Raw genomic sequence first — 18251 nt, 5'->3', positions numbered from 1 at the left:
GCTCACACCGCACGCGCCGCCCACCCGGGACGGCCCGGCGAAGCCCACCAAGGAGCCCAGATCATGAGCGCAACCCTCCGTAGCCTGGAAGGCCAGGACGAAGCCAACATCCTGCGTGAAGTGCAGAGCGCCCTGCGCGGTCTGCGTTTCGGCGCCGTCGAGATCACCGTGCACAACGGCCAGGTGGTGCAGATCGAGCGCAAGGAGAAGTTCCGCCTGCAGCAGCCCGCCAGCCGCCAGAGCTGATTCCCGGGCCCTGCGGGGCCCGCCGCAACGCCCCGATAAGAACACGCCAACAAGCACAACACCAAGATTCGTATCCAGGAGCTGCACATGTCCATCCGCCGTTTCGCCCTGGCCGCCCTGGCCAGTGCACTGGTTTCCACGCTGGTCGCCGGCCCCGCGGCCGCGGCCACCCAACTGCTGAACGTGTCCTACGACCCGACCCGCGAGCTGTACCAGGCCTACAACGCGGCCTTCATCAAGCACTGGAAGGCCCAGGGCGGCGACGACCTGACCGTGCAGCAATCCCACGGCGGTTCCGGCAAGCAGGCCCGCGCCGTCATCGACGGCCTGAAGGCCGACGTGGTGACCCTGGCCCTGGCCGGCGACATCGACGAACTGAACAAGCTCGGCAACCTGCTGCCGGCCGACTGGCAGGCGCGCCTGCCGGACAACAGCACCCCCTACACCTCGACCATCGTGTTCCTGGTGCGCAAGGGCAACCCCAAGGGCATCAAGGACTGGGGCGACCTGACCAAGCAGGGCGTCGAGGTCATCACCCCGAACCCGAAGACCTCCGGCGGCGCCCGCTGGAACTTCCTGGCCGCCTGGGCCTGGGCCAAGAAGCAGTACGGCAGTGACGACAAGGCCGAGGCCTACGTCAAGGACCTGTACAAGCACGTGCCCGTGCTGGACACCGGCGCCCGCGGCTCGACCATCACCTTCGCCAACAACAACATCGGCGACGTGCTGCTGGCCTGGGAGAACGAAGCCTTCCTGGCCAAGAAGGAACAGGGCGGCGAGAATTTCGAGATCGTCGTGCCCTCGCTGTCGATCCTGGCAGAGCCGCCGGTGGCGGTGGTCGACAAGACCGTCGACAAGAAGGGCACCCGCAAGGTCGCCGAGGAGTACCTGAAGTACCTGTACAGCGAGGAAGGCCAGCGCATCGCCGCGCAGAACTTCTACCGCCCGCGCAACGCCAAGGTCGCCGCCGAGTTCGCCAACCAGTTCCCGAAACTGGACCTGGTGACCATCGACAAGGACTTCGGCGGCTGGAAGGTCGCGCAGCCCAAGTTCTTCAACGACGGCGGCATCTTCGACAAGATTTACCAGGCGCAGTAAACCGCGTAGCCACAAGCGACAAGCCATAAGCTGCAAACAGCTCGCTTGCCGCTTGTGGCTTTTGGCTTGTAGCTAACCGAGAGGTTTCAATGTCACGACGCATCTCCCCGGTCATACCCGGCTTCGGGCTGACTCTGGGCTACACCCTGGTGTATCTCAGCCTGTTGGTGCTGATTCCGCTGGGGGCCCTGTTCCTCAAGACCACCGAGCTCACCTGGGAACAGTTCTGGACCATCATCACCGCCCCGCGCGTGCTCGCCGCGCTCAAGCTGAGCTTCGGCACCGCGCTCATCGCCGCCCTGATCAACGGCGTGATCGGCACCCTGCTGGCCTGGGTGCTGGTGCGCTACGAGTTCCCCGGGCGCAAGATCATCGACGCCATGATCGACCTGCCGTTCGCCCTGCCCACCGCAGTGGCCGGCATCGCCCTGACCGCGCTCTACGCCCCCAACGGCCTGGTCGGCCGCTTCGCCACCGAGCTCGGCTTCAAGATCGCCTACACCCCGCTGGGCATCACCCTGGCGCTGACCTTCGTGGTGCTGCCCTTCGTGGTGCGCACGGTGCAGCCGGTGCTGGCGGACATCCCCCGCGAGGTCGAGGAAGCCGCCGCCTGCCTGGGCGCCAAGCCGCTGCAGGTGTTCCGCCACGTGCTCCTGCCGGCGCTGCTGCCGGCCTGGCTGACCGGCTTCGCCCTGGCCTTCGCCCGCGGCGTCGGCGAGTACGGCTCGGTGATCTTCATCGCCGGCAACATGCCGATGAAGACCGAGATCCTGCCGTTGCTGATCATGGTCAAGCTGGACCAGTACGACTACACCGGCGCCACCGCCATCGGCGTGCTGATGCTGGTGGTGGCCTTCGTCCTGCTGCTGCTGATCAACCTGCTGCAACGCCGCATCGAGACCCCCTGAGGAGCGCGCCATGAGTTCCGCAACGCTTTCCACCGCACAAGCGGCGAACGCCGCCCGGCGTGGCAACCCCTGGGGCCGCCGGCTGCTCATCGGCCTGGCCTGGCTGGCCTTCGCCCTGTTCCTGCTGCTGCCGCTCTACGTGGTCCTGAGCGAGGCGCTGAAGCAGGGCTTCGGCACCTTCTTCGAGGCCATCCTCGAGCCCGACGCCCTGGCCGCGCTGAAGCTGACACTGATCGCCGTGGGCATCTCGGTGCCGCTGAACCTGGTGTTCGGCGTGGCCGCCGCCTGGTGCGTGACCAAGTTCGAGTTCCCCGGCAAGAGCATCCTGGTGACCCTGATCGACCTGCCGTTCTCGGTCTCGCCGGTGATCGCCGGCCTGATCTACGTGCTGCTGTTCGGCGCCCAGGGCTACTTCGGCCCCTGGCTAAGCGACCACGACATCCAGATCGTCTTCGCCGTGCCCGGCATCGTCCTGGCGACCATCTTCGTCACCTTCCCCTTCGTCGCCCGCGAGCTGATCCCGCTGATGCAGGAACAGGGCACCCAGGAGGAAGAGGCCGCGCGCCTGCTCGGCGCCAACGGCTGGCAGATGTTCTGGCACGTCACCCTGCCGAACATCAAATGGGGCCTGATCTACGGCGTGGTGCTGTGCACCGCGCGGGCGATGGGCGAGTTCGGCGCGGTATCGGTGGTCTCCGGGCACATCCGCGGCGTCACCAACACCCTGCCGCTGCACGTCGAGATCCTCTACAACGAATACAATCACGTCGCCGCTTTCAGCATCGCCACCCTGCTGCTGCTGATGGCCCTGGTCATCCTGCTGCTCAAGCAGTGGAGCGAGTCGCGCCTGTCCCGATTGAAAGTCAAAGCTGACGAGGAATAAGCCATGAGTATCGAAATCCGTAACGTCAGCAAGAACTTCAACGCCTTCAAGGCGCTCAATGACATCAACCTGGACATCCACAGCGGCGAGCTGGTGGCCCTGCTCGGCCCCTCCGGCTGCGGCAAGACCACCCTGCTGCGGATCATCGCCGGCCTGGAGACCCCGGACGCCGGCAACATCGTGTTCCACGGCGAGGACGTCTCGCAGCACGACGTGCGCGACCGCAACGTCGGCTTCGTGTTCCAGCACTACGCGCTGTTCCGCCACATGACGGTGTTCGACAACGTCGCCTTCGGCCTGCGCATGAAGTCGAAGAAGGAACGCCCCAGCGAGGCGCGCATCGCCGAGAAGGTCCACGAGCTGCTGAACATGGTGCAGCTGGACTGGCTCGCCGACCGCTACCCGGAACAGCTTTCCGGCGGCCAGCGCCAGCGTATCGCGCTGGCCCGCGCGCTGGCGGTGGAACCGAAGATCCTGCTGCTGGACGAACCCTTCGGCGCCCTCGACGCCAAGGTGCGCAAGGAGCTGCGCCGCTGGCTGGCGCGCCTGCACGAGGAGATCAACCTCACCTCCGTGTTCGTCACCCACGACCAGGAAGAGGCCATGGAAGTGGCCGACCGTATCGTGGTGATGAACAAGGGCGTGATCGAGCAGATCGGCTCGCCCGGCGAGGTCTACGAGAACCCGGCCAGCGACTTCGTCTACCACTTCCTCGGCGACTCCAACCGCCTGCACCTGGGCAACGACGAGCACGTGCTGTTCCGCCCGCACGAAGTGTCGCTGTCGCGCCAGGCGGTGGAAGCCCACCGCGCCGCCGAAGTCCGCGACATCCGCCCGCTGGGCGCCATCACCCGGGTGACGCTGAAGGTGGACGGCCAGGACGAGCTGATCGAGGCCGAAGTGGTCAAGGACCACGACAGCCTGGTGGGCCTGGCCCGCGGCGAGACGCTGTACTTCAAGCCCAAGGCCTACCAGCAGGTGGCGAACATCTGAGCCGCTGCTTCTTCGGGGGGTTGCTTGATGCGGCCTCCAAGGCCCGGGGCTTTTCGTAGGAGCGAGCTTGCTCGCGAATGGCGTGTCCCTCTGGCTACGGTGCTTTGGGTTGACTCCGCCCCTCTCCCCAACCCTCTCCCTGAAGGGAGAGGGGGCCGTTCGGCGTGCTCTGCTATTTCAGCTCTCCCTGATGCTACGCATAAAGCCCGATACCTCCATGAGGCACGGCCTTCGCGCCGGCACGGACTAGCTCCCTCTCCCTTCAGGGAGAGGGCTGGGGAGAGGGAACGGGCTCAAATTCAGCACCCAAGCAACCGGCGAACACCATTCGCGAGCAAGCTCGCTCCTACGAAGAAACCCCATCCTCCAACCGCCGCAGCAGGAACGCTTTACTCGACTCGATGATCGCCCGCTGCGTCTCCTCACTGGCCGTTATCCGCGCCAGCAACAACGCCCCCACACACTGGGCAAGCATCGCCCACGCATCCTCCGCACTCCCCAGCTCCTCCGCCCAGGCCTGCTGCAGCCCGAGCATCGCCGCCTCCACCGTGCCGCGCAACGGCTCGTCGGCACGGGCGATCTCCGCGCCCAGGGCGGGAATGGCGCAACCGCCATCGACGTTCTGCACGTGGGCCAGCGTCAGGTAGCGCTGCAGGCAGCGCTCCAGGCGCTCGCGGCCCTGGCTGTCGCCGGCCTTGCCCAGGCGTTCGGCGCTGCGCGTCAGTTCGCGTTCGACGATGGCGGCGAACAGCGCATCCTTGGACGGGAAGTGGTTGTAGAAGGCGCCGCCGCTCAGCCCCACCGCCTTCATCAGCGCGTCCACGCCGACGCTGGCGAAGCCCTCGCGCTTGGCGATGGCGCCGCTGCTCTCCAGCAGGCGCTGGCGGGTTTCTTCCTTGTGGCTGGCTGAGTAACGCATGGCGTGGGCTCCGAAAACGGCTTGACGGCTGTCGGAAGCATAACATAACGTTCGTTTACCAAACGATCGTTTACCTATAACGAAAAGAGGAAACGGACCATGAGCGCTGCCTCCCCCAACGACAAGAAAGTGGTGCTGGTCATCGGCGCCGGCGACGCCACCGGCGGCGCCATCGCCCGCCGCTTCGCCCGCGAGGGCTACGTCGCCTGCGTCACCCGGCGTTCGGCCGACAAGCTGCAGCCGCTGGTCGACGCCATCCGCGCCGAAGGCGGCGAGGCCCACGGCTTCGCCTCGGACGCACGCAAGGAAGAGCAGGTGGCGGAACTGGTGGAAACCATCGAGCGCGACATCGGCCCCATCGAGGCCTTCGTCTTCAACATCGGCGCCAACGTGCCCTGCAGCATCCTCGACGAGACCGCGCGCAAGTACTTCAAGATCTGGGAAATGGCCTGCTTCTCCGGCTTCCTCACCGGCCAGGCGGTGGCCCGGCGCATGGTCGCGCGCAAGCGCGGCACCCTGCTGTTCACCGGCGCCACCGCCGGGCTGCGCGGCGCCGCCGGGTTCGCCGCCTTCGCCGGGGCCAAGCACGGCATCCGCGCGTTGGCCCAGAGCATGGCCCGCGAACTGGGGCCCATGGGCCTGCACGTGGCCCACGTGGTGGTGGACGGCGCCATCGACACCGACTTCATCCGCGACAACTTCCCGCAGAAGTACGCGCTGAAGGACCAGGACGGCATCCTCGATCCCGAGCACATCGCCGACAACTACTGGTACCTGCACAGCCAGCCGCGCGACGCCTGGACCTTCGAACTGGATCTGCGCCCCTGGATCGAGCGCTGGTGAATCCCGACTACCACGACAAGAGAGATCACCCCATGAGCAAGAGCGTCGAGTTCTACTTCGACTTCGGCAGCCCCACCTCCTACCTGGCCTACACCCAACTGCCGGGCATCTGCGCCAAGGCCGGCGCCGAACTGGTGTACCGCCCGGTGCTGCTGGGCGGGGTGTTCCAGGCCACCGGCAACGCCTCGCCCATCGCCGTGCCGGCCAAGGGCCGCTACACCCTGATCGACATCGCGCGCTTCGCCCGCCGCTACGGCGTGCCGCTTAAGATGAACCCGCACTTCCCGATCAACACCCTGCTGCTGATGCGCGCCGCCACCGGCGTGCAACTGCGCCAGCCGGAACGCTTCGAGGCGCTGCTGGCCTGCGTGTTCAAGGGCATGTGGGTGGACGCCCTGAACCTGGGCGATGCGGCGGTGCTGGGCCCGCTGCTGGCCGAGGCCGGCTTCGACCCGCAGGCGCTGCTGGCGCTGAGCGCCGAGCAGGAAGTGAAGGACGCGCTCAAGGCCAACACCGAGGCGGCCATCAAGCGCGGCATGTTCGGCGCGCCGACCATGTTCGTCGGCGACGAGATGTTCTTCGGCCAGGACCGCCTGGACTTCGTCCGCGAGGCGCTGGCCTGAAGCGGCGGGCGGCCCCGCGGGGCCGCCCTTCGCCCATCACAGGCCATGGGGCACGGCGGAGCGGCGCAGGCCGAAGAACTCCAGTTCGGCGAGCACCCCGACCGCCAGCGCCTGGCCGATGACGAAGGCGCAGCCCGGTACGCTCGGCTGCACCCAGCCGCTGAGCAGCAGGAACAGGCTTTCCAGCACCCACAGCAGGTTGGCGGCGATCACCGCCCAGACGCCGGTGCGCGACAGCAGTTCGCTGTTGGCCATCCAGGCCAGCACCAGGGCGAAGGGCAGCAGCACGATGCCGGCCACCATCAGCAGCGCGGCGGGCAGGCCGAACAGCCCGCTCAAGGGGTTGGCGGCCAGCGCCAGCAGCAGGCCGGTGGCGCCGCTGGCGAGGGCGTCGAGTTGCAGGGAACGGCGGAGCAGCGGGGACGGTTGCAGCAGAGTCATGGCGAATCCTCCTGGACGAAGCGCCGCCGGTCCGCGGCGCCTGGCTGCAGAATCCGCCGCGGCGGGCACAGCGTCGATTACCTGCCAGGTAATGGCCGTGCACCGGCGGCAGGTCTATCGTTCGTTGCCATGGACAGCCAAACCCTTCCCGTCGGCGCCCTGTTGCGCCAGTGGCGCCAGCGCCGCCGCCTCAGCCAGCTCGACCTGGCCTGCGACGCGGACATCTCCACGCGCCACCTGAGCTTCGTCGAGACCGGCCGCGCCCTGCCCAGCCGCGAGATGCTCCTGCACCTGGCCGAGCAGCTGGACATCCCGCTGCGCGAGCGCAACCGCCTGCTCGGCGCCGCCGGTTATGCGCCGGTGTATTCCGAGCGGGCGCTGGACGACCCGGCGCTGACCGTGGCGCGCCAGGCCATCGACCAGTTGCTCAAGGCCCACGAGCCTAACCCGGCGATGGTGGTGGACCGCCACTGGAACCTGCTGGCCTCCAACCACGCGGTGGGCGTCTTCCTCATCGGCGTGGCCCCCGACCTGCTCGCCGCGCCCTGCAACGTGCTGCGCATGAGCCTGCACCCGCGGGGCCTGGCGCCGAACATCCTCAACCTGGGGCCGTGGAAGGCCCACGTGATGGCGCGCCTGCAGCGGGACATCGAAGCCAGCGGCGACCCGCAGCTGCAGGCCCTGCGCGACGAACTGGCGGGCTACCCGGCGCCGCCCCACGAGGAACAGGCCAGCGGCGACATGGTGCTGATACCGGTGGAGCTGCGCACCGAACTGGGCGTGCTCAGCCTGATAGGCACCATCACGGTGTTCGGCACGCCGGTGGACGTGACCCTCTCGGAACTGGCGCTGGAGACCTTCTTCCCCGCCGATGCGCGCAGCGCGGACATCCTGCGCCGGCTCACCGGCACGGGCTAGGGCCTCAGGCCGCGGCCTTGCGCTCGCGGATGCAGGTCGGCCCGGCGCGTTCCTCGACGGCGCTGCGCACCTCGTCGCGCAGGCCGAGCAGGAAGGCCGCCTCGGCGGCGACGAACAGCGGGCCGACGATCAGCCCCACCAGGTCGTCGACGAAGGCCGGCTTGCGTCCCTCGTACCAGTGGCCGACGAACTGGATCACCCAGCCCACCACGAACAGGCCGATGCCCCAGGCCAGCCAGCTGGCGGTGGTACCCGCGGCCAGCACCGCGCCGGTCCACAGCGACAGCGCCAGGAGCACGCCCATGAGCACGCCGAAGCGCAGGTCCAGGCGCAGGTAGAACACCAGGGAGGCCAGCGCCAGCAGGGTCGCCGGGGCCAGCAGCAGGCCGCCAACCTCCAGGCCCGGGCGCGACAGCAGCACGGCGATGGACAGGACGATCATCGGGATGCCGATGAAGTGGCTGAGGATGTTGCGCCGGTCGCGGTGGTAGGCCGCGTACTGCGCCAGGTGGTCGACGAGTGTTTTCATTGTTCTGTCGTTCTCGGGCAAAGTACTGGCATCATGGCTTGGACTGCCGTACCACTCTGTCAACTAGCCGACAAAGCCCATGCCCGACACCACCGACTGCCTGCAACGCATCGCCTCCGGCCGTTGGTTCCACGGCCTGCCCGCCGAACTGCGCGAAGCCCTCGGCCAGGCCGCCATCGTCCGCCGCCTGCCCGCCGGGCAGCGCCTGTTCGCCCGCGGCGACGCCCCCTGCGGGCTGTACTGCGTGGTCGAAGGGCGGATGCGCGTCGGCGCAGTGGGCGCCAGCGGCAAGGAGGCGCTGCTGGCGCTGGTGGAAGCGCCCAACTGGTTCGGCGAGATCTGCCTGTTCGACGGCCAGCCGCGCACCCACGACGCCTACGCCGAAGGCCCCACCACCCTGCTGCAGGTGCCGCTGCCGGCACTGCAGGCGCTGCTGGCCGAGAAGCCGCAGTACTGGCGCGACTTCGCCCTGCTGATGAGCCACAAGCTGCGCCTGGCCTTCACCGTGCTGGAGGAGCAGGCCCTGCTGCCGGCCGCGCAACGCCTGGCGCGGCGCCTGCTGATGCTGGCCGCCAGCTACGGCGAGGCCCAGGCCAGCCAGCGCGAGCTGCACCTGCCCCAGGAACAGCTGGCGGCCATGCTCGGGCTGTCGCGGCAGACCACCAACCACCTGCTCAAGGAGCTGGAGGCCCGCGGCGTGCTGCGCCTGAGCTATGCCGGCATCGAGATCCTCGACGCCCACGGCCTGCGCCTGGCCGCCGGCGATCCGGCATGACGGCGTTGGCAAATCACTCTTTCGGATGGTTGCACCGGCCCGCCTAGCCGCTAGCCTGTTGCAAGCCCCGGATCACGGGGCGGGGCGCCGGGGGAGCGCGCCCCGGTTCGGCGCCCCCGCGCAGGGCGCCGGCCGGCCAGGCACGGCCGGCGCAATCCGCGAACCCGCCACGCCCATCGCCGGCGTGGCCAGGCGGCCAACAAGAACAACAGGGAAATTCCCGCCATGAACCGCAAGCATCTCCTGCAGTACCTGTTCCTGTGTCTGTTCGCTTTGTTCACCCTGCCCGCCCGGGCCAACCTGCCCAGCGACGAGCTGCAGCTGCAGGGCATGCAGGTCAACGCCTGCCGGGCCCTGGGCAGCCTGATGCTGCTGCGCGGCGAAGGCTTCCAGGAAGTCCACGCCAACCAGCTGAAGGCCGACCTGGCCGCCCTGGATGCCGCGGTCAAGGGCTACGCCAAGGCCGACGACGGCCTGCGCAAGGCCTACCAGGAACTGCTGGGCCAGGTCCGCGCCGGCACCACCTATGGTCCCAGGGAAGAGGACCTGCCCTGGACCTATTCCAAGGACCTCAGCCGCGCCCTGCGCGACTTCCTCGGCCAGGTCGAGCGCTTCGTACCGCCGCCGGCCAAGCCCGGCGAGCTGCCGCTGTGGCAACTGCCGGCACGGGTGGAGTACCTCGCCGTGCAATACCTCGGCCGCGCCTACCTGGGCGGCCTGGAAATCGCCCGCGAGGCGCCGCAGAGCTACCTCGGCCAGGACGAGAGCGTGCTGCTGCCGCTGATCGACAAGGACATCGGCCGCCTGCCGCCCGGGGATGCCGAGAAGAAGCTGCACACACGCTGGAACTACCTGGGCACGGCCCTGGGCGACATGAACAGCAAGAGCAACGCCCTGGTCAGCACCTCCGGCCGGCCCTGGGCGCCGATCATCGTCGAGCGCCACGCCCGCGAGCTGACCGACCAGCTCATGCGGCTCAGCCAGGCCCAGTGAGGCGAGCGCTTGCCCGGCAGCCCCTCAGGCCGCCGGTGCGGGCTCGCCGGCCTCGACCGCCGGCACCGCCGACGGCGCGACATGCGGGCGCGCCAGCTCGTCGCGGTCCAGCTGGGCCGCGCGCCCCACCAGCAGCGGGTCGGGGGCGTGGGCGATGGCCAGGTCCTTGCCGGGGTAGTCCAGCGTGTGCAGGAAGTGGCGCAGGCAGTTCAGCCGCGCGCGCTTCTTGTCGTCGGACTTGACCACCACCCAGGGCGCGTCGGCGGTGTCGGTGTGGAAGAACATCGCCTCCTTGGCCTGGGTGTAGTCGTCCCAGCGGTCCAGCGACTGGATGTCGATCGGCGACAGCTTCCAGTGCTTGAGCGGGTCGTCGCGGCGCGACACGAAGCGCCGCAGCTGTTCCTCGCGGCTGACCGAGAACCAGTACTTGAACAGATGGATACCGTTGCGCACCAGCATGCGCTCCAGTTCCGGCGTCTGCTGCATGAACTCCAGGTACTGGCGCGGCGTGCAGAAGCCCATCACCCGCTCGACGCCGGCGCGGTTGTACCAGGAGCGGTCGAGGAAGACCATTTCCCCCGCGGTGGGCAAGTGCTGGATGTAGCGCTGGAAGTACCACTGGCCGCTTTCCGCGTTACTGGGCTTCTCCAGGGCGACCACCCGCGCGCCACGCGGGTTCAGGTGCTCCATGAAGCGCTTGATGGTGCCGCCCTTGCCGGCGGCGTCACGGCCCTCGAAGAGCACCACGATGCGCTGCCCGGTCTCCTTCACCCAGCTCTGCACCTTCAGCAGCTCCACCTGCAACTGCGCCTTGAGCGCCTCGTACTCCTTGCGCTGCAGGCGCTTGCGGTAGGGGTAGGCCGAGGGCAGGCCGGCGGAGCCGGAATCCTCGTTGCTGCCGCGCGGCGCCATGGCCACGGTGAGGGCGACGGGGCCATGGCTCTGGGCGCGGATTTCCTCGCCGCCGCGGGTCGGCGTCGGGGCCTCCAGGGCGGCGAGGACGGGCGGGGTCTTGGTGTCGGGCTGCGGCATGGTCTCCTCCTGTGAGACGGGCGGGTAATCCCTCCACTGTGCTAGCCGCCGCGCACGGCGTTCTTGATCGACGTCAACGCCAGGCGCGCCCCGCCGGTGCTACAGCCAGCCGCGGTACTTGAACCAGAGGTAGGGGATGATCGCCGAGACCACCATGCCCACCAGCGCCATGGGGTAGCCGGCCGCCCAGGCCAGCTCCGGCATGTGCTGGAAGTTCATGCCGTACACGCTGGCCACCAGGGTCGGCGGCAGGAACAGCACCGCGGCGATGGAGAACACCTTGATGATGCTGTTCTGCTCGATGTTGATCAGGCCCAGGGTGGCGTCGAGCAGGAAGGTGATCTCCGCGGACATCTTCGACTGGTAGTCGCCCAGCGAGCGCACGTCGCGCTCCACCGACTTCATGCCCAGGCGCGCCTCCTCGCTGATCCAGGCGTTGCCGTTGCCGCTCTGGCGGAAGTAGGCCAGCGGCCGGCTGACGCTGAGCAGGCTCTCGTTGAGCTTGGACAGCAGCGAGTTCATCCGCCCCAGGTGCTTGACGATCTGCTGCAGGTCGGTCTTGGGCACGCGGGAGCGGGGCAGCTCGCCGTGGTCGGTGAAGATGTCCCGCGACAGCGTGTCCAGCTGGCCCTGCACCGACTCCAGCACGTCGGCGATGCGGTCGACCACCGCGTCCATCAGGCTGACGAACAGCAGGTCGCTGGTGCCCTTGCAGCCGCTGCGCTGCACCCGCGTCTCGAAGGTGCGGAACGACAGCACGTCGGCGTAGCGCACCGTCACCAGCCACTGCGGGGTGAGCACGCAGGTGACCTCCGCGGTGGTCGGCCGGTGCTCGCGGATGCCGCTGACCACCGAGGTGGTCATGTACAGCGCGCCCTTGTTCTCGTAGAAGCGCGAGGAGTCCTCGATCTCGGCCATTTCCTCGCGGGTCGGCACATCCACTTCGATGAAGGACTCCAGCGCGCGCTCCTCCTCCTCGGTGGGGTGCAGCAGGTCGATCCACAGCGTGCCCGGCGGCATGGCCGCGCCGACCTCGCCGGCGTGGCGCTGCAGACGGTCGCCGTCGAGGGTGTAATAGGTGATCATGTCGCATCCGCGTCCTTCTGCGGCCATCCAGGTCAGCGCAGGTTGGACAACTTCCCCCGGCTGCACAAGCCCGCACGGAGCCACCCGGCATGAGCGACATCGACGACAGCGAAGAATCCTTCGCGGCGCAAACCCTGATCCAGGCCATCGAGAACCAGATCGAAGGCGGCGAACCGGCGGCGGCCCGCGCGGTATTCAACAAGCTGACCCTGGTCGGCTACGAGCGCGAGGAGGCCCTGGAGATGATGGCCATGGTGCTGGCCCACGAGATCCAGGCGATGCTCGCCGAGGACCGCGCCTTCGACGGCGCCTGGTACGAGCAGGCCCTGCGCGATCTGCCGCAGCTGCCCGGCGAGGAATGAGCTTGCCGACGGCGGGGTGGCTGTGGCTAAACTGGGGCCACATCGCCACCGAGGAGTCGCCATGGCCTTCACCCAAGAGCTGGTAGCGGAACTGGAATTGCTTGCCCTGTTCGATCTCGAGAACACCCAGGCGGGCCTGAAGATCCACCATGATGCGGGCCCGACGGCCGTCGCCGCGGCCGGGCGGCTGCACGCCAAGGGCCTGATAGACCAGCCCGACGGCGGCTACCTGACCAGCCTGGGGCTGGACGCCGCCGAACACGCCCAGGTGCTGCTGGGCATCCTCAAGCCTGCCTGAGCCGTGCGGCCGCCATCCATCGGCGGCCCTCCCCCAATCCCTTAAGGACAGCCCCGCCGCGGTCGATATACAGTGCAGAGCACAGGGTAATGGCATTCAGCCATGCCCGCCCGACAGCTGACCGCGGCAGGCCATGACCTTCACCCACGAGATTCGTCCGGACATCGACGACGGCATCGACCGCAAGGTCCTGGCGCGCCTGCGCAAGCGCTTCCTGGCGGTCAACCAGGGGCGCCTGGAGCGCGCCATGGCCGCGCTGTCGAGCCGCCAGCAGCTGGTGCTGCGCCTGTTGCCGCTGCTGCTGGACGTCAACCATCCGCTGCTGCCCGGCTACGTCTCCGGCGCCACCCCGGCGGGGCTGTGCGGCTTCGTCCCCGACGACGAGTTGCTGGCCGAGGCCCAGCGCCTGACCCGCTCGTTCGCCTACAAGCCGCGCCGCGGCGAGGCCGACCTGCCGATCCACGGGCTGTTCCTGATGGGCAGCCTGGGCACGGTGGCCCAGGAGGAGCGGAGCGACCTCGACCTGTGGGTCTGCCACGCCCCCGGGCTCGCGCCCGGCGCGGTGGCCGAGCTGCAGCGCAAGTGCGAGCTGCTGGAGCGCTGGGCCGCCAGCCAGGGCGCCGAGGTGCACTGCTTCCTTATCGACCCGCGCGGCTTCGTCAGCGGCGCGCGCAACGCCCGGCTGACCTCCGACGACTGCGGCACCAGCCAGCACTACCTGCTGCTCGACGAGTTCTACCGCACCGCCATCTGGCTCGGCGGCCGCACACCGCTGTGGTGGCTGGTGCCGGTGTACGAGGAAGGCCGCTACCGCGACTACGTCGAGCAGTTGCTGAGCAAGCGCTTCATCCGCCACGAGGAGGTCCTCGACCTCGGCCACCTGGCGCACATCCCGCCCGGCGAGTTCGTCGGCTCGGGCATGTGGCAGCTGTTCAAGGGCATCTCCTCGCCCTACAAGGCGGTGCTCAAGCTGCTGCTCAGCGAGGTCTACGCCAGCGAGCACCCGCAGGTCGCCTGCCTGGCCCTGCGCTTCAAGGCCGAGGTGTACGCCGGGCGCCTGGCGCTGGACGACCTGGACCCGTACATCCTGCTCTACCGGCGCCTGGAGGAATACCTGGCCGCCCGCGGCGAGCAGGAGCGCCTGGAGCTGGTGCGCCGCTGCCTGTACCTGAAGGTCGGCAAGAAGCTCAGCCGCCGCCCGCAGCAGGGCCGCAAGAGCTGGCAGCGCCTGCTGATGGAGCGCCTGGCCGGCGCCTGGGGCTGGGACGAGCGGGTGCTCGGCCTGCTCGACGCGCGCAGCCAGTGGAAGGTGCGCCAGGTCACCCTGGAGCGCCGTGCCCTGGTCAACGAACTGACCTTCAGCTACCGCTTCCTGTCGCGCTTCGCCCGCCAGCAGCAGGCCGCCAGCGGCATCGACCCGCGCGACCTGGGCGTGCTCGGCCGGCGCCTGTACGCCGCCTTCGAGCGCAAGGCCGGCAAGGTCGAGCACATCAACCCGGGCATCGCCCCGGACCTGGGCGAAGACCTCCTCACCCTCGCCCGCCTGCCCGCCGGCAACGCCGCCGAGGGCGGTTCCTGGGCGCTGTTCCCGGGCAACCTGACCGGCGCCGAGCTGGCCGACTACGCGCCGCTCAAGCGCGCCCGCGAGCTGGTCGAGCTGCTGGCCTGGAGCCACCGCAACGGCGTGATCGACGGCGGCACCCGGCTGTCGCTGCAGCCCGGCGACAGCGACCTGAGCGAGCACGAGCTGGGCAACCTGCTGCTCGGCCTGCAACAGGCCATGCCCATGCCCCTGGAGGAAGTGGCCGAAAGCGCCCTGCTGCGCCCCAGCGCCCCCGCCAGCGTGCTGATCCTGGTGAACGTCGGCCTCGACCCGCTGCGCCAGCACAGCCAGGCCAACCTGCACATGACCAGCGGGCGCACCGACGCGCTGGGCTATTCCGGGATGCGCGACAACCTGGTGCTGACCCTCGACCAGGTCACCCTGAACAGCTGGAACGAACTGCTGGTCAGCCGCTACACCGGCCCCGGCGCGCTGCTCGACTGCCTGCGCGACTTCCTCAACGCCCTGCCCGCCGACGCCGCGCCGCCGCGCCTGCTGGTGCGCTGCTTCTGCCGCAACCGCGCGGCGGCCATCGCCCAGCGCGTCGAGGAACTGTTCCAGGACGCCTACACCCAGCTGGCCAGCGGCAACGGCGGCCGCTACCTGCTGCAGATCCGCCAGCAGTACCACCTGCTGCGCCTGCAGCCGGGCCAGGTCAGCCACCAGAGCCTGGCCGACCTGCCGGCCCTGCTCGAACACCTGGGCGAGCGCCAGGGCGCCTACAGCCCGCTGCACCTGGACCGCCACGCCCTGGAAGGCGAGGACCTGGCACTGGTGCTGCCGCTCGGCCGCCCCGGCTGCCTGCAGGTGGTCTACCGCCTGGACGAGGGCCAGGCCGCGCTCTACCTGCTGGATGAACGCAATTCCCTGTGGCACGGCCGCCAGGCCTGCGACGACGAGCAGACCCTGCTGGTGCCGCTGCAGCGCTTCCTCCAGGCCATGCTCTACCGGCGCAGCGCGCAGCTGCCGCTGGGCGAGGCGCAGCCGGTGCAGGAAATTCTTTATTACGAATTGCTACCGGCCGGCCGCGGACGGGCTCGCCGGGTGGAGCGCCGCAGCGTACCGCCGAGCGCACAGGAGCGGCCCTACTACAACGTCCAGGCGATCGTCGAGCCGGGGGCCGGACAGCGGTCGCGCATCACCCTGTACTGCAACCACCGCGAATTCTCCGAACTGGAGTACGGCGCCGGGCTGTTCCAGGCCGTGGCCCGGCACATCCTCGCCCAGCGCCGCGGGCAGGAGCGCTACCCCTGCTACATCACCGACCTCGACCTGTCGGCGGTGGCCGCGGAGCCGGCGCTGCAGAGCATCCATTACCTGCGCTACAAGCAGCGCCTGGAAAGCGCGCTGAACCAGGCCCTGGCCGATGCCTGAAGCGCGGCCCCGGGGCCTGCGTCCATCGCCGGGAGGCCTCAGCGGTTGTAGTCGCCGGCGGCCTCGGGCTGATAGGTGATGTCCAGCAGGCTCAGCTTGAGGGTCTTGCCGCCCGGGGCCGGCCAGTCGATGCTCTGGCCGACGGTCAGGCCCAGCAGCGCGGTGCCCACCGGCGCCAGGATGGACACCTTGCCTTCGCCGCCGGCGTCTTCCGGGTAGACCAGGGTCAGCAGGTACTCCTTGCCGCTGCCTTCCTCGCGGCAGCGCACCGTGGAATTCATGGTCACCACGCCCGGCGGCACCTCGTCGTGGCCGACCACGTTGGCGCGGGACAGCTCGGCTTCCAGCGCTTCGGCGGCGGGACCGTACTCATCCAGGCTGTCGAGCAGGCGCTCCAGACGTTGCAGGTCGAGACGGGTAACGGTGATGGACGGTGCGGTGGTCATGATGGCCGGCAGACTCCTTGGCAGTGGATCGAAAAAAGAAAAACCCCGCCCAAGGCGGGGTTTTCAGCGGACACTAACACAGTGCCGCGAATAAGCAAGGCCACCCGCTCAGGGGTACGGCCACAGCGGTTTGCGGCGCGCCAGGGCGGCCTCGACGATCTGCCGGCGGCGCTCGCCATCGGCCTGGTTCCATTCGAGAATCTCCGCCAGGCTGCGGCCGCAGCCCAGGCAGACGTCGCCCTCGTCCAGGCAGCAGCGCCGGCAGCAGGGCGAGGGCACCGGCGCCTCAGAGGCCGGGGAACTCGACATCCGTACCCGCCTGCTCCAGGGTCGCCCGGTTGAGCAGCGCGCCCAGCGGCTCGCGGGTGCTGTCGCTCAGCCACAGGCTGCCGGACTCGTCGTAGTCGAAGTGGAAACCGCCGGAGCGCGCCGCCACCCACAGCTGGCGCAGCACCGGCTGGCGGCTGAGGATCAGCTGGCTGCCGTTCTCGAAGCGCACGGTCAGCACGCCGCCGGAGTTTTCCAGGTCCACGTCCAGGTCACTGTCATCGAAGGCGTCTTCCACCGTGGTCTGTACCTCGTCGACGAGGTCGTGGAAACGGGCTTCGCTCATGCTGCTCATGCATTGTCCTCAGGAATCTGCCAAAGGCTGCAGTGTACGCCGGTATTGCCCGAGACTCTGCCCCGTCCAGCGGCGGAAAGCCCGCGCCAGCGAGCCGGTCTCGCTGAAGCCGACCAGGCTGGCGACGTCGGCCAGCTCCAGCGCCGGGTCGCGCAGGTGGTGCAGCACCAGTTGCTGGCGCGTCTCGTCCACCAGGCGGCTGAACGACAGGCCGCTGTCGCGCAGGCGGCGCTGCAGGGTGCGCGGGCTCAGGGCCAGCTCGCCGGCCAGGGCCTCGAGGTCGACCGCCTGCTCCGGCAGGCGCTCGGCCAGGCACTGGCGGGCCCGCTCGAGCACGCCGTCGCCACGGCGGATGCTCTCCAGCAGGCGCCCGGCGTAGGCGTCGAGGGTACGCTGGATCTGGCTGTCGGCCTGCTCCAGGGGCAGCGCCAGCAGGCGCCGGGGGAACACCAGGGCGTTGTCCGCCTGGCCGAACAGCACCGGGCAGCGGAAGATGCGCCGGTGCTCGGCGATGTCGGCCGGCGCCGGGTGGCGGAAGCGCACCTCCAGCGGTGCCTGGTCGCGGCCGCTGATCCAGTGGCCGAAACGCAGCCAGCAGGCCAGGGTCTCCTCCGCCAGCTGGCGCTGCTGGCGCGGCAGCAACGGCTCCCAGCTGTGCCGCACCAGCGGCTCGTGGCCGGCGCGCGGCGGCTCGTCGGCCAGTTCGACGCGGCCCAGGCTGCCCACCAGCTCGGCGTAGCGGGCCTGGCGGTGCAGGGCGTCGCCGAGGGTCGCGCAGCTCATCAGCAGGTAGCCGAGCACGCCGAAGTGGCCGGGGCGCACCGCCTCGCCCAGGTGCAGGCCGAGGTCGGCGTCGCCGCTCAGCGCCAGGCCCAGCTCCAGCAGGTCGACATAGACGCTGGCGGCGATGCGCGCCTCGCGCTGGTCGAGGACCGCCGGGTCGAGCTGGACGCCGGCCAGCAGCCGCTGCGGCGCGACGCCGCGACGTTCGAGATGGTCCACCAGGCCCTGCACGTAGGCGATGGAGATGGAGCCGGCGAGTGGGACGGGGGCTTGCATGGATCCTCCGTTTTTTCCTTCAGATGCTAGGGGCTGGCGGGGGCTGATCGCAAACCGCGTTGCTGCGAAAAATGTCGTCAGGCTAGACGCGGGACGCCGGGAATGGTCGCCCCTTGCCAAGTCCCGCAACGACGCATGGCGGCATTTTCCGCGCAACCCGAAGGGACGGGACTGTTCCGGCGCGCCGCCGCCCATCCATC

At 69.2% G+C, this 18251-nt stretch carries 22 protein-coding genes; 13 read left to right on the top strand and 9 right to left on the bottom strand.

Translation table 11 applies throughout. The annotated features are described in order from the left end of the window. Window positions 1–63: 63 nt before the first annotated feature. The 5 genes from oscA (at window position 64) to PKO50_RS32185 (ending at window position 4128) form a co-directional block, all read left to right on the top strand. Window positions 64–246, top strand: a complete 183-nt coding sequence (gene oscA / locus PKO50_RS32205) for a sulfur starvation response protein OscA (RefSeq protein ID WP_009614015.1) — start codon at window positions 64–66, stop codon at window positions 244–246. Window positions 247–333: 87 nt separating this feature from the next. Further along, entirely contained in the window at window positions 334–1344 is a 1011-nt protein-coding gene (locus tag PKO50_RS32200; RefSeq protein WP_275628272.1) for a sulfate ABC transporter substrate-binding protein, read from the top strand. Between the two features lie 89 nt (window positions 1345–1433). Further along, on the top strand, window positions 1434–2252 hold the full coding sequence (cysT, locus tag PKO50_RS32195; RefSeq protein ID WP_109932690.1) for a sulfate ABC transporter permease subunit CysT: 819 nt from the start codon (window positions 1434–1436) through the stop codon (window positions 2250–2252). A gap of 10 nt (window positions 2253–2262) precedes the next feature. Next, window positions 2263–3135: a sulfate ABC transporter permease subunit CysW gene (cysW, locus tag PKO50_RS32190; protein ID WP_109932692.1), complete on the top strand. Its 873-nt coding sequence runs from the start codon at window positions 2263–2265 to the stop codon at window positions 3133–3135. Window positions 3136–3138: 3 nt separating this feature from the next. Beyond that, window positions 3139–4128: a sulfate ABC transporter ATP-binding protein gene (locus tag PKO50_RS32185; protein ID WP_089390825.1), complete on the top strand. Its 990-nt coding sequence runs from the start codon at window positions 3139–3141 to the stop codon at window positions 4126–4128. A gap of 346 nt (window positions 4129–4474) precedes the next feature. Here PKO50_RS32185 and PKO50_RS32180 read toward each other — a convergent pair whose 3' ends face one another. Then, complete coding sequence (locus PKO50_RS32180; RefSeq protein ID WP_275628271.1) at window positions 4475–5047, bottom strand: TetR/AcrR family transcriptional regulator; 573 nt, start codon at window positions 5045–5047, stop codon at window positions 4475–4477. 99 nt (window positions 5048–5146) lie between these two features. On the opposite strand from PKO50_RS32180, the gene PKO50_RS32175 reads away from it, so the two are divergent. Together PKO50_RS32175 and PKO50_RS32170 are read left to right on the top strand one after the other, a co-directional pair. Then, a complete protein-coding gene (locus PKO50_RS32175; RefSeq protein WP_275628270.1) occupies window positions 5147–5890 on the top strand; it encodes an SDR family oxidoreductase in 744 nt (247 codons plus the stop codon). A 32-nt stretch (window positions 5891–5922) separates the two neighbouring features. Next, entirely contained in the window at window positions 5923–6513 is a 591-nt protein-coding gene (locus tag PKO50_RS32170; protein WP_275630559.1) for a 2-hydroxychromene-2-carboxylate isomerase, read from the top strand. Between the two features lie 36 nt (window positions 6514–6549). On the opposite strand, the gene PKO50_RS32165 is transcribed toward PKO50_RS32170, so the two are convergent. Beyond that, window positions 6550–6954: a hypothetical protein gene (locus PKO50_RS32165; RefSeq protein WP_109932700.1), complete on the bottom strand. Its 405-nt coding sequence runs from the start codon at window positions 6952–6954 to the stop codon at window positions 6550–6552. A 129-nt stretch (window positions 6955–7083) separates the two neighbouring features. On the opposite strand from PKO50_RS32165, the gene PKO50_RS32160 reads away from it, so the two are divergent. Continuing rightward, window positions 7084–7872: a helix-turn-helix domain-containing protein gene (locus tag PKO50_RS32160; protein ID WP_275628269.1), complete on the top strand. Its 789-nt coding sequence runs from the start codon at window positions 7084–7086 to the stop codon at window positions 7870–7872. A 4-nt stretch (window positions 7873–7876) separates the two neighbouring features. Here the strand turns inward: PKO50_RS32160 and PKO50_RS32155 are convergent, their stop codons facing one another. Next, window positions 7877–8401: an Mpo1-like protein gene (locus tag PKO50_RS32155; RefSeq protein WP_275628268.1), complete on the bottom strand. Its 525-nt coding sequence runs from the start codon at window positions 8399–8401 to the stop codon at window positions 7877–7879. Window positions 8402–8480: 79 nt separating this feature from the next. Between PKO50_RS32155 and PKO50_RS32150 the strand changes: the two genes are divergently transcribed. Further along, the gene (locus PKO50_RS32150; protein ID WP_275628267.1) at window positions 8481–9176 is read left to right on the top strand and encodes a Crp/Fnr family transcriptional regulator; all 696 of its coding nucleotides are present in this window, start codon (window positions 8481–8483) and stop codon (window positions 9174–9176) included. A gap of 225 nt (window positions 9177–9401) precedes the next feature. Further along, complete coding sequence (locus PKO50_RS32145; RefSeq protein WP_275628266.1) at window positions 9402–10169, top strand: hypothetical protein; 768 nt, start codon at window positions 9402–9404, stop codon at window positions 10167–10169. Window positions 10170–10193: 24 nt separating this feature from the next. On the opposite strand, the gene ppk2 is transcribed toward PKO50_RS32145, so the two are convergent. Together ppk2 and PKO50_RS32135 are read right to left on the bottom strand one after the other, a co-directional pair. Beyond that, window positions 10194–11081: a polyphosphate kinase 2 gene (ppk2, locus tag PKO50_RS32140; RefSeq protein WP_256595812.1), complete on the bottom strand. Its 888-nt coding sequence runs from the start codon at window positions 11079–11081 to the stop codon at window positions 10194–10196. A gap of 219 nt (window positions 11082–11300) precedes the next feature. Further along, entirely contained in the window at window positions 11301–12287 is a 987-nt protein-coding gene (locus PKO50_RS32135) for a magnesium transporter CorA family protein (RefSeq protein ID WP_275628265.1), read from the bottom strand. An 89-nt stretch (window positions 12288–12376) separates the two neighbouring features. Here PKO50_RS32135 and PKO50_RS32130 point away from each other — a divergent pair, with 89 nt between their 5' ends. The 3 genes from PKO50_RS32130 to PKO50_RS32120 all read left to right on the top strand — a co-directional run bounded on the left by PKO50_RS32130 (window position 12377) and on the right by PKO50_RS32120 (window position 15924). Further along, a complete protein-coding gene (locus PKO50_RS32130) occupies window positions 12377–12649 on the top strand; it encodes a hypothetical protein (protein WP_109932713.1) in 273 nt (90 codons plus the stop codon). A gap of 61 nt (window positions 12650–12710) precedes the next feature. Then, window positions 12711–12947 (top strand): TIGR02647 family protein, encoded by a 237-nt coding sequence (locus tag PKO50_RS32125; RefSeq protein WP_109932715.1) that lies wholly within the window; start codon window positions 12711–12713, stop codon window positions 12945–12947. Window positions 12948–13080: 133 nt separating this feature from the next. Next, entirely contained in the window at window positions 13081–15924 is a 2844-nt protein-coding gene (locus PKO50_RS32120; RefSeq protein ID WP_109932717.1) for a class I adenylate cyclase, read from the top strand. Window positions 15925–15962: 38 nt separating this feature from the next. Here PKO50_RS32120 and rnk read toward each other — a convergent pair whose 3' ends face one another. From rnk to PKO50_RS32100, 4 genes are all read right to left on the bottom strand, one after another. Further along, entirely contained in the window at window positions 15963–16370 is a 408-nt protein-coding gene (rnk, locus tag PKO50_RS32115) for a nucleoside diphosphate kinase regulator (protein WP_109932719.1), read from the bottom strand. Window positions 16371–16478: 108 nt separating this feature from the next. Then, window positions 16479–16679, bottom strand: a complete 201-nt coding sequence (locus PKO50_RS32110; RefSeq protein WP_109932721.1) for a DUF1289 domain-containing protein — start codon at window positions 16677–16679, stop codon at window positions 16479–16481. Further along, window positions 16657–16992: an iron donor protein CyaY gene (gene cyaY, locus PKO50_RS32105; RefSeq protein WP_109932722.1), complete on the bottom strand. Its 336-nt coding sequence runs from the start codon at window positions 16990–16992 to the stop codon at window positions 16657–16659. The genes PKO50_RS32110 and cyaY overlap by 23 nt, the downstream gene beginning before the upstream one ends. A gap of 9 nt (window positions 16993–17001) precedes the next feature. Beyond that, window positions 17002–18051, bottom strand: a complete 1050-nt coding sequence (locus tag PKO50_RS32100) for an AraC family transcriptional regulator (RefSeq protein ID WP_109932724.1) — start codon at window positions 18049–18051, stop codon at window positions 17002–17004. Between the last annotated feature and the right edge of the window lie 200 nt (window positions 18052–18251).

Origin of the sequence: Pseudomonas sp. 273, assembly GCF_029201425.1 — a bacterium.
In the GTDB taxonomy this organism is placed as follows: domain Bacteria; phylum Pseudomonadota; class Gammaproteobacteria; order Pseudomonadales; family Pseudomonadaceae; genus Pseudomonas; species Pseudomonas delhiensis.
Note: the sequence above shows the minus strand (reverse complement) of the source record. Positions and strands in the feature narration are given on the sequence as shown.

Bases quoted from the DNA above. Each gene is read 5' to 3' on its own strand.
- PKO50_RS32160 (WP_275628269.1), top strand. From the start codon at position 7,084: ATGGACAGCCAAACCCTTCCCGTCGGCGCCCTGTTGCGCCAGTGGCGC.
- cyaY (WP_109932722.1), bottom strand. From the start codon at position 16,992: ATGAGCAGCATGAGCGAAGCCCGTTTCCACGACCTCGTCGACGAGGTA.
- rnk (WP_109932719.1), bottom strand. From the start codon at position 16,370: ATGACCACCGCACCGTCCATCACCGTTACCCGTCTCGACCTGCAACGT.
- cysT (WP_109932690.1), top strand. From the start codon at position 1,434: ATGTCACGACGCATCTCCCCGGTCATACCCGGCTTCGGGCTGACTCTG.
- PKO50_RS32150 (WP_275628267.1), top strand. From the start codon at position 8,481: ATGCCCGACACCACCGACTGCCTGCAACGCATCGCCTCCGGCCGTTGG.
- PKO50_RS32125 (WP_109932715.1), top strand. From the start codon at position 12,711: ATGGCCTTCACCCAAGAGCTGGTAGCGGAACTGGAATTGCTTGCCCTG.
- PKO50_RS32155 (WP_275628268.1), bottom strand. From the start codon at position 8,401: ATGAAAACACTCGTCGACCACCTGGCGCAGTACGCGGCCTACCACCGC.
- cysW (WP_109932692.1), top strand. From the start codon at position 2,263: ATGAGTTCCGCAACGCTTTCCACCGCACAAGCGGCGAACGCCGCCCGG.
- PKO50_RS32120 (WP_109932717.1), top strand. From the start codon at position 13,081: ATGACCTTCACCCACGAGATTCGTCCGGACATCGACGACGGCATCGAC.
- PKO50_RS32200 (WP_275628272.1), top strand. From the start codon at position 334: ATGTCCATCCGCCGTTTCGCCCTGGCCGCCCTGGCCAGTGCACTGGTT.
- PKO50_RS32145 (WP_275628266.1), top strand. From the start codon at position 9,402: ATGAACCGCAAGCATCTCCTGCAGTACCTGTTCCTGTGTCTGTTCGCT.
- oscA (WP_009614015.1), top strand. From the start codon at position 64: ATGAGCGCAACCCTCCGTAGCCTGGAAGGCCAGGACGAAGCCAACATC.
- ppk2 (WP_256595812.1), bottom strand. From the start codon at position 11,081: ATGGCGCCGCGCGGCAGCAACGAGGATTCCGGCTCCGCCGGCCTGCCC.
- PKO50_RS32135 (WP_275628265.1), bottom strand. From the start codon at position 12,287: ATGATCACCTATTACACCCTCGACGGCGACCGTCTGCAGCGCCACGCC.
- PKO50_RS32175 (WP_275628270.1), top strand. From the start codon at position 5,147: ATGAGCGCTGCCTCCCCCAACGACAAGAAAGTGGTGCTGGTCATCGGC.
- PKO50_RS32110 (WP_109932721.1), bottom strand. From the start codon at position 16,679: ATGTCGAGTTCCCCGGCCTCTGAGGCGCCGGTGCCCTCGCCCTGCTGC.
- PKO50_RS32170 (WP_275630559.1), top strand. From the start codon at position 5,923: ATGAGCAAGAGCGTCGAGTTCTACTTCGACTTCGGCAGCCCCACCTCC.
- PKO50_RS32130 (WP_109932713.1), top strand. From the start codon at position 12,377: ATGAGCGACATCGACGACAGCGAAGAATCCTTCGCGGCGCAAACCCTG.
- PKO50_RS32100 (WP_109932724.1), bottom strand. From the start codon at position 18,051: ATGCAAGCCCCCGTCCCACTCGCCGGCTCCATCTCCATCGCCTACGTG.
- PKO50_RS32180 (WP_275628271.1), bottom strand. From the start codon at position 5,047: ATGCGTTACTCAGCCAGCCACAAGGAAGAAACCCGCCAGCGCCTGCTG.
- PKO50_RS32165 (WP_109932700.1), bottom strand. From the start codon at position 6,954: ATGACTCTGCTGCAACCGTCCCCGCTGCTCCGCCGTTCCCTGCAACTC.
- PKO50_RS32185 (WP_089390825.1), top strand. From the start codon at position 3,139: ATGAGTATCGAAATCCGTAACGTCAGCAAGAACTTCAACGCCTTCAAG.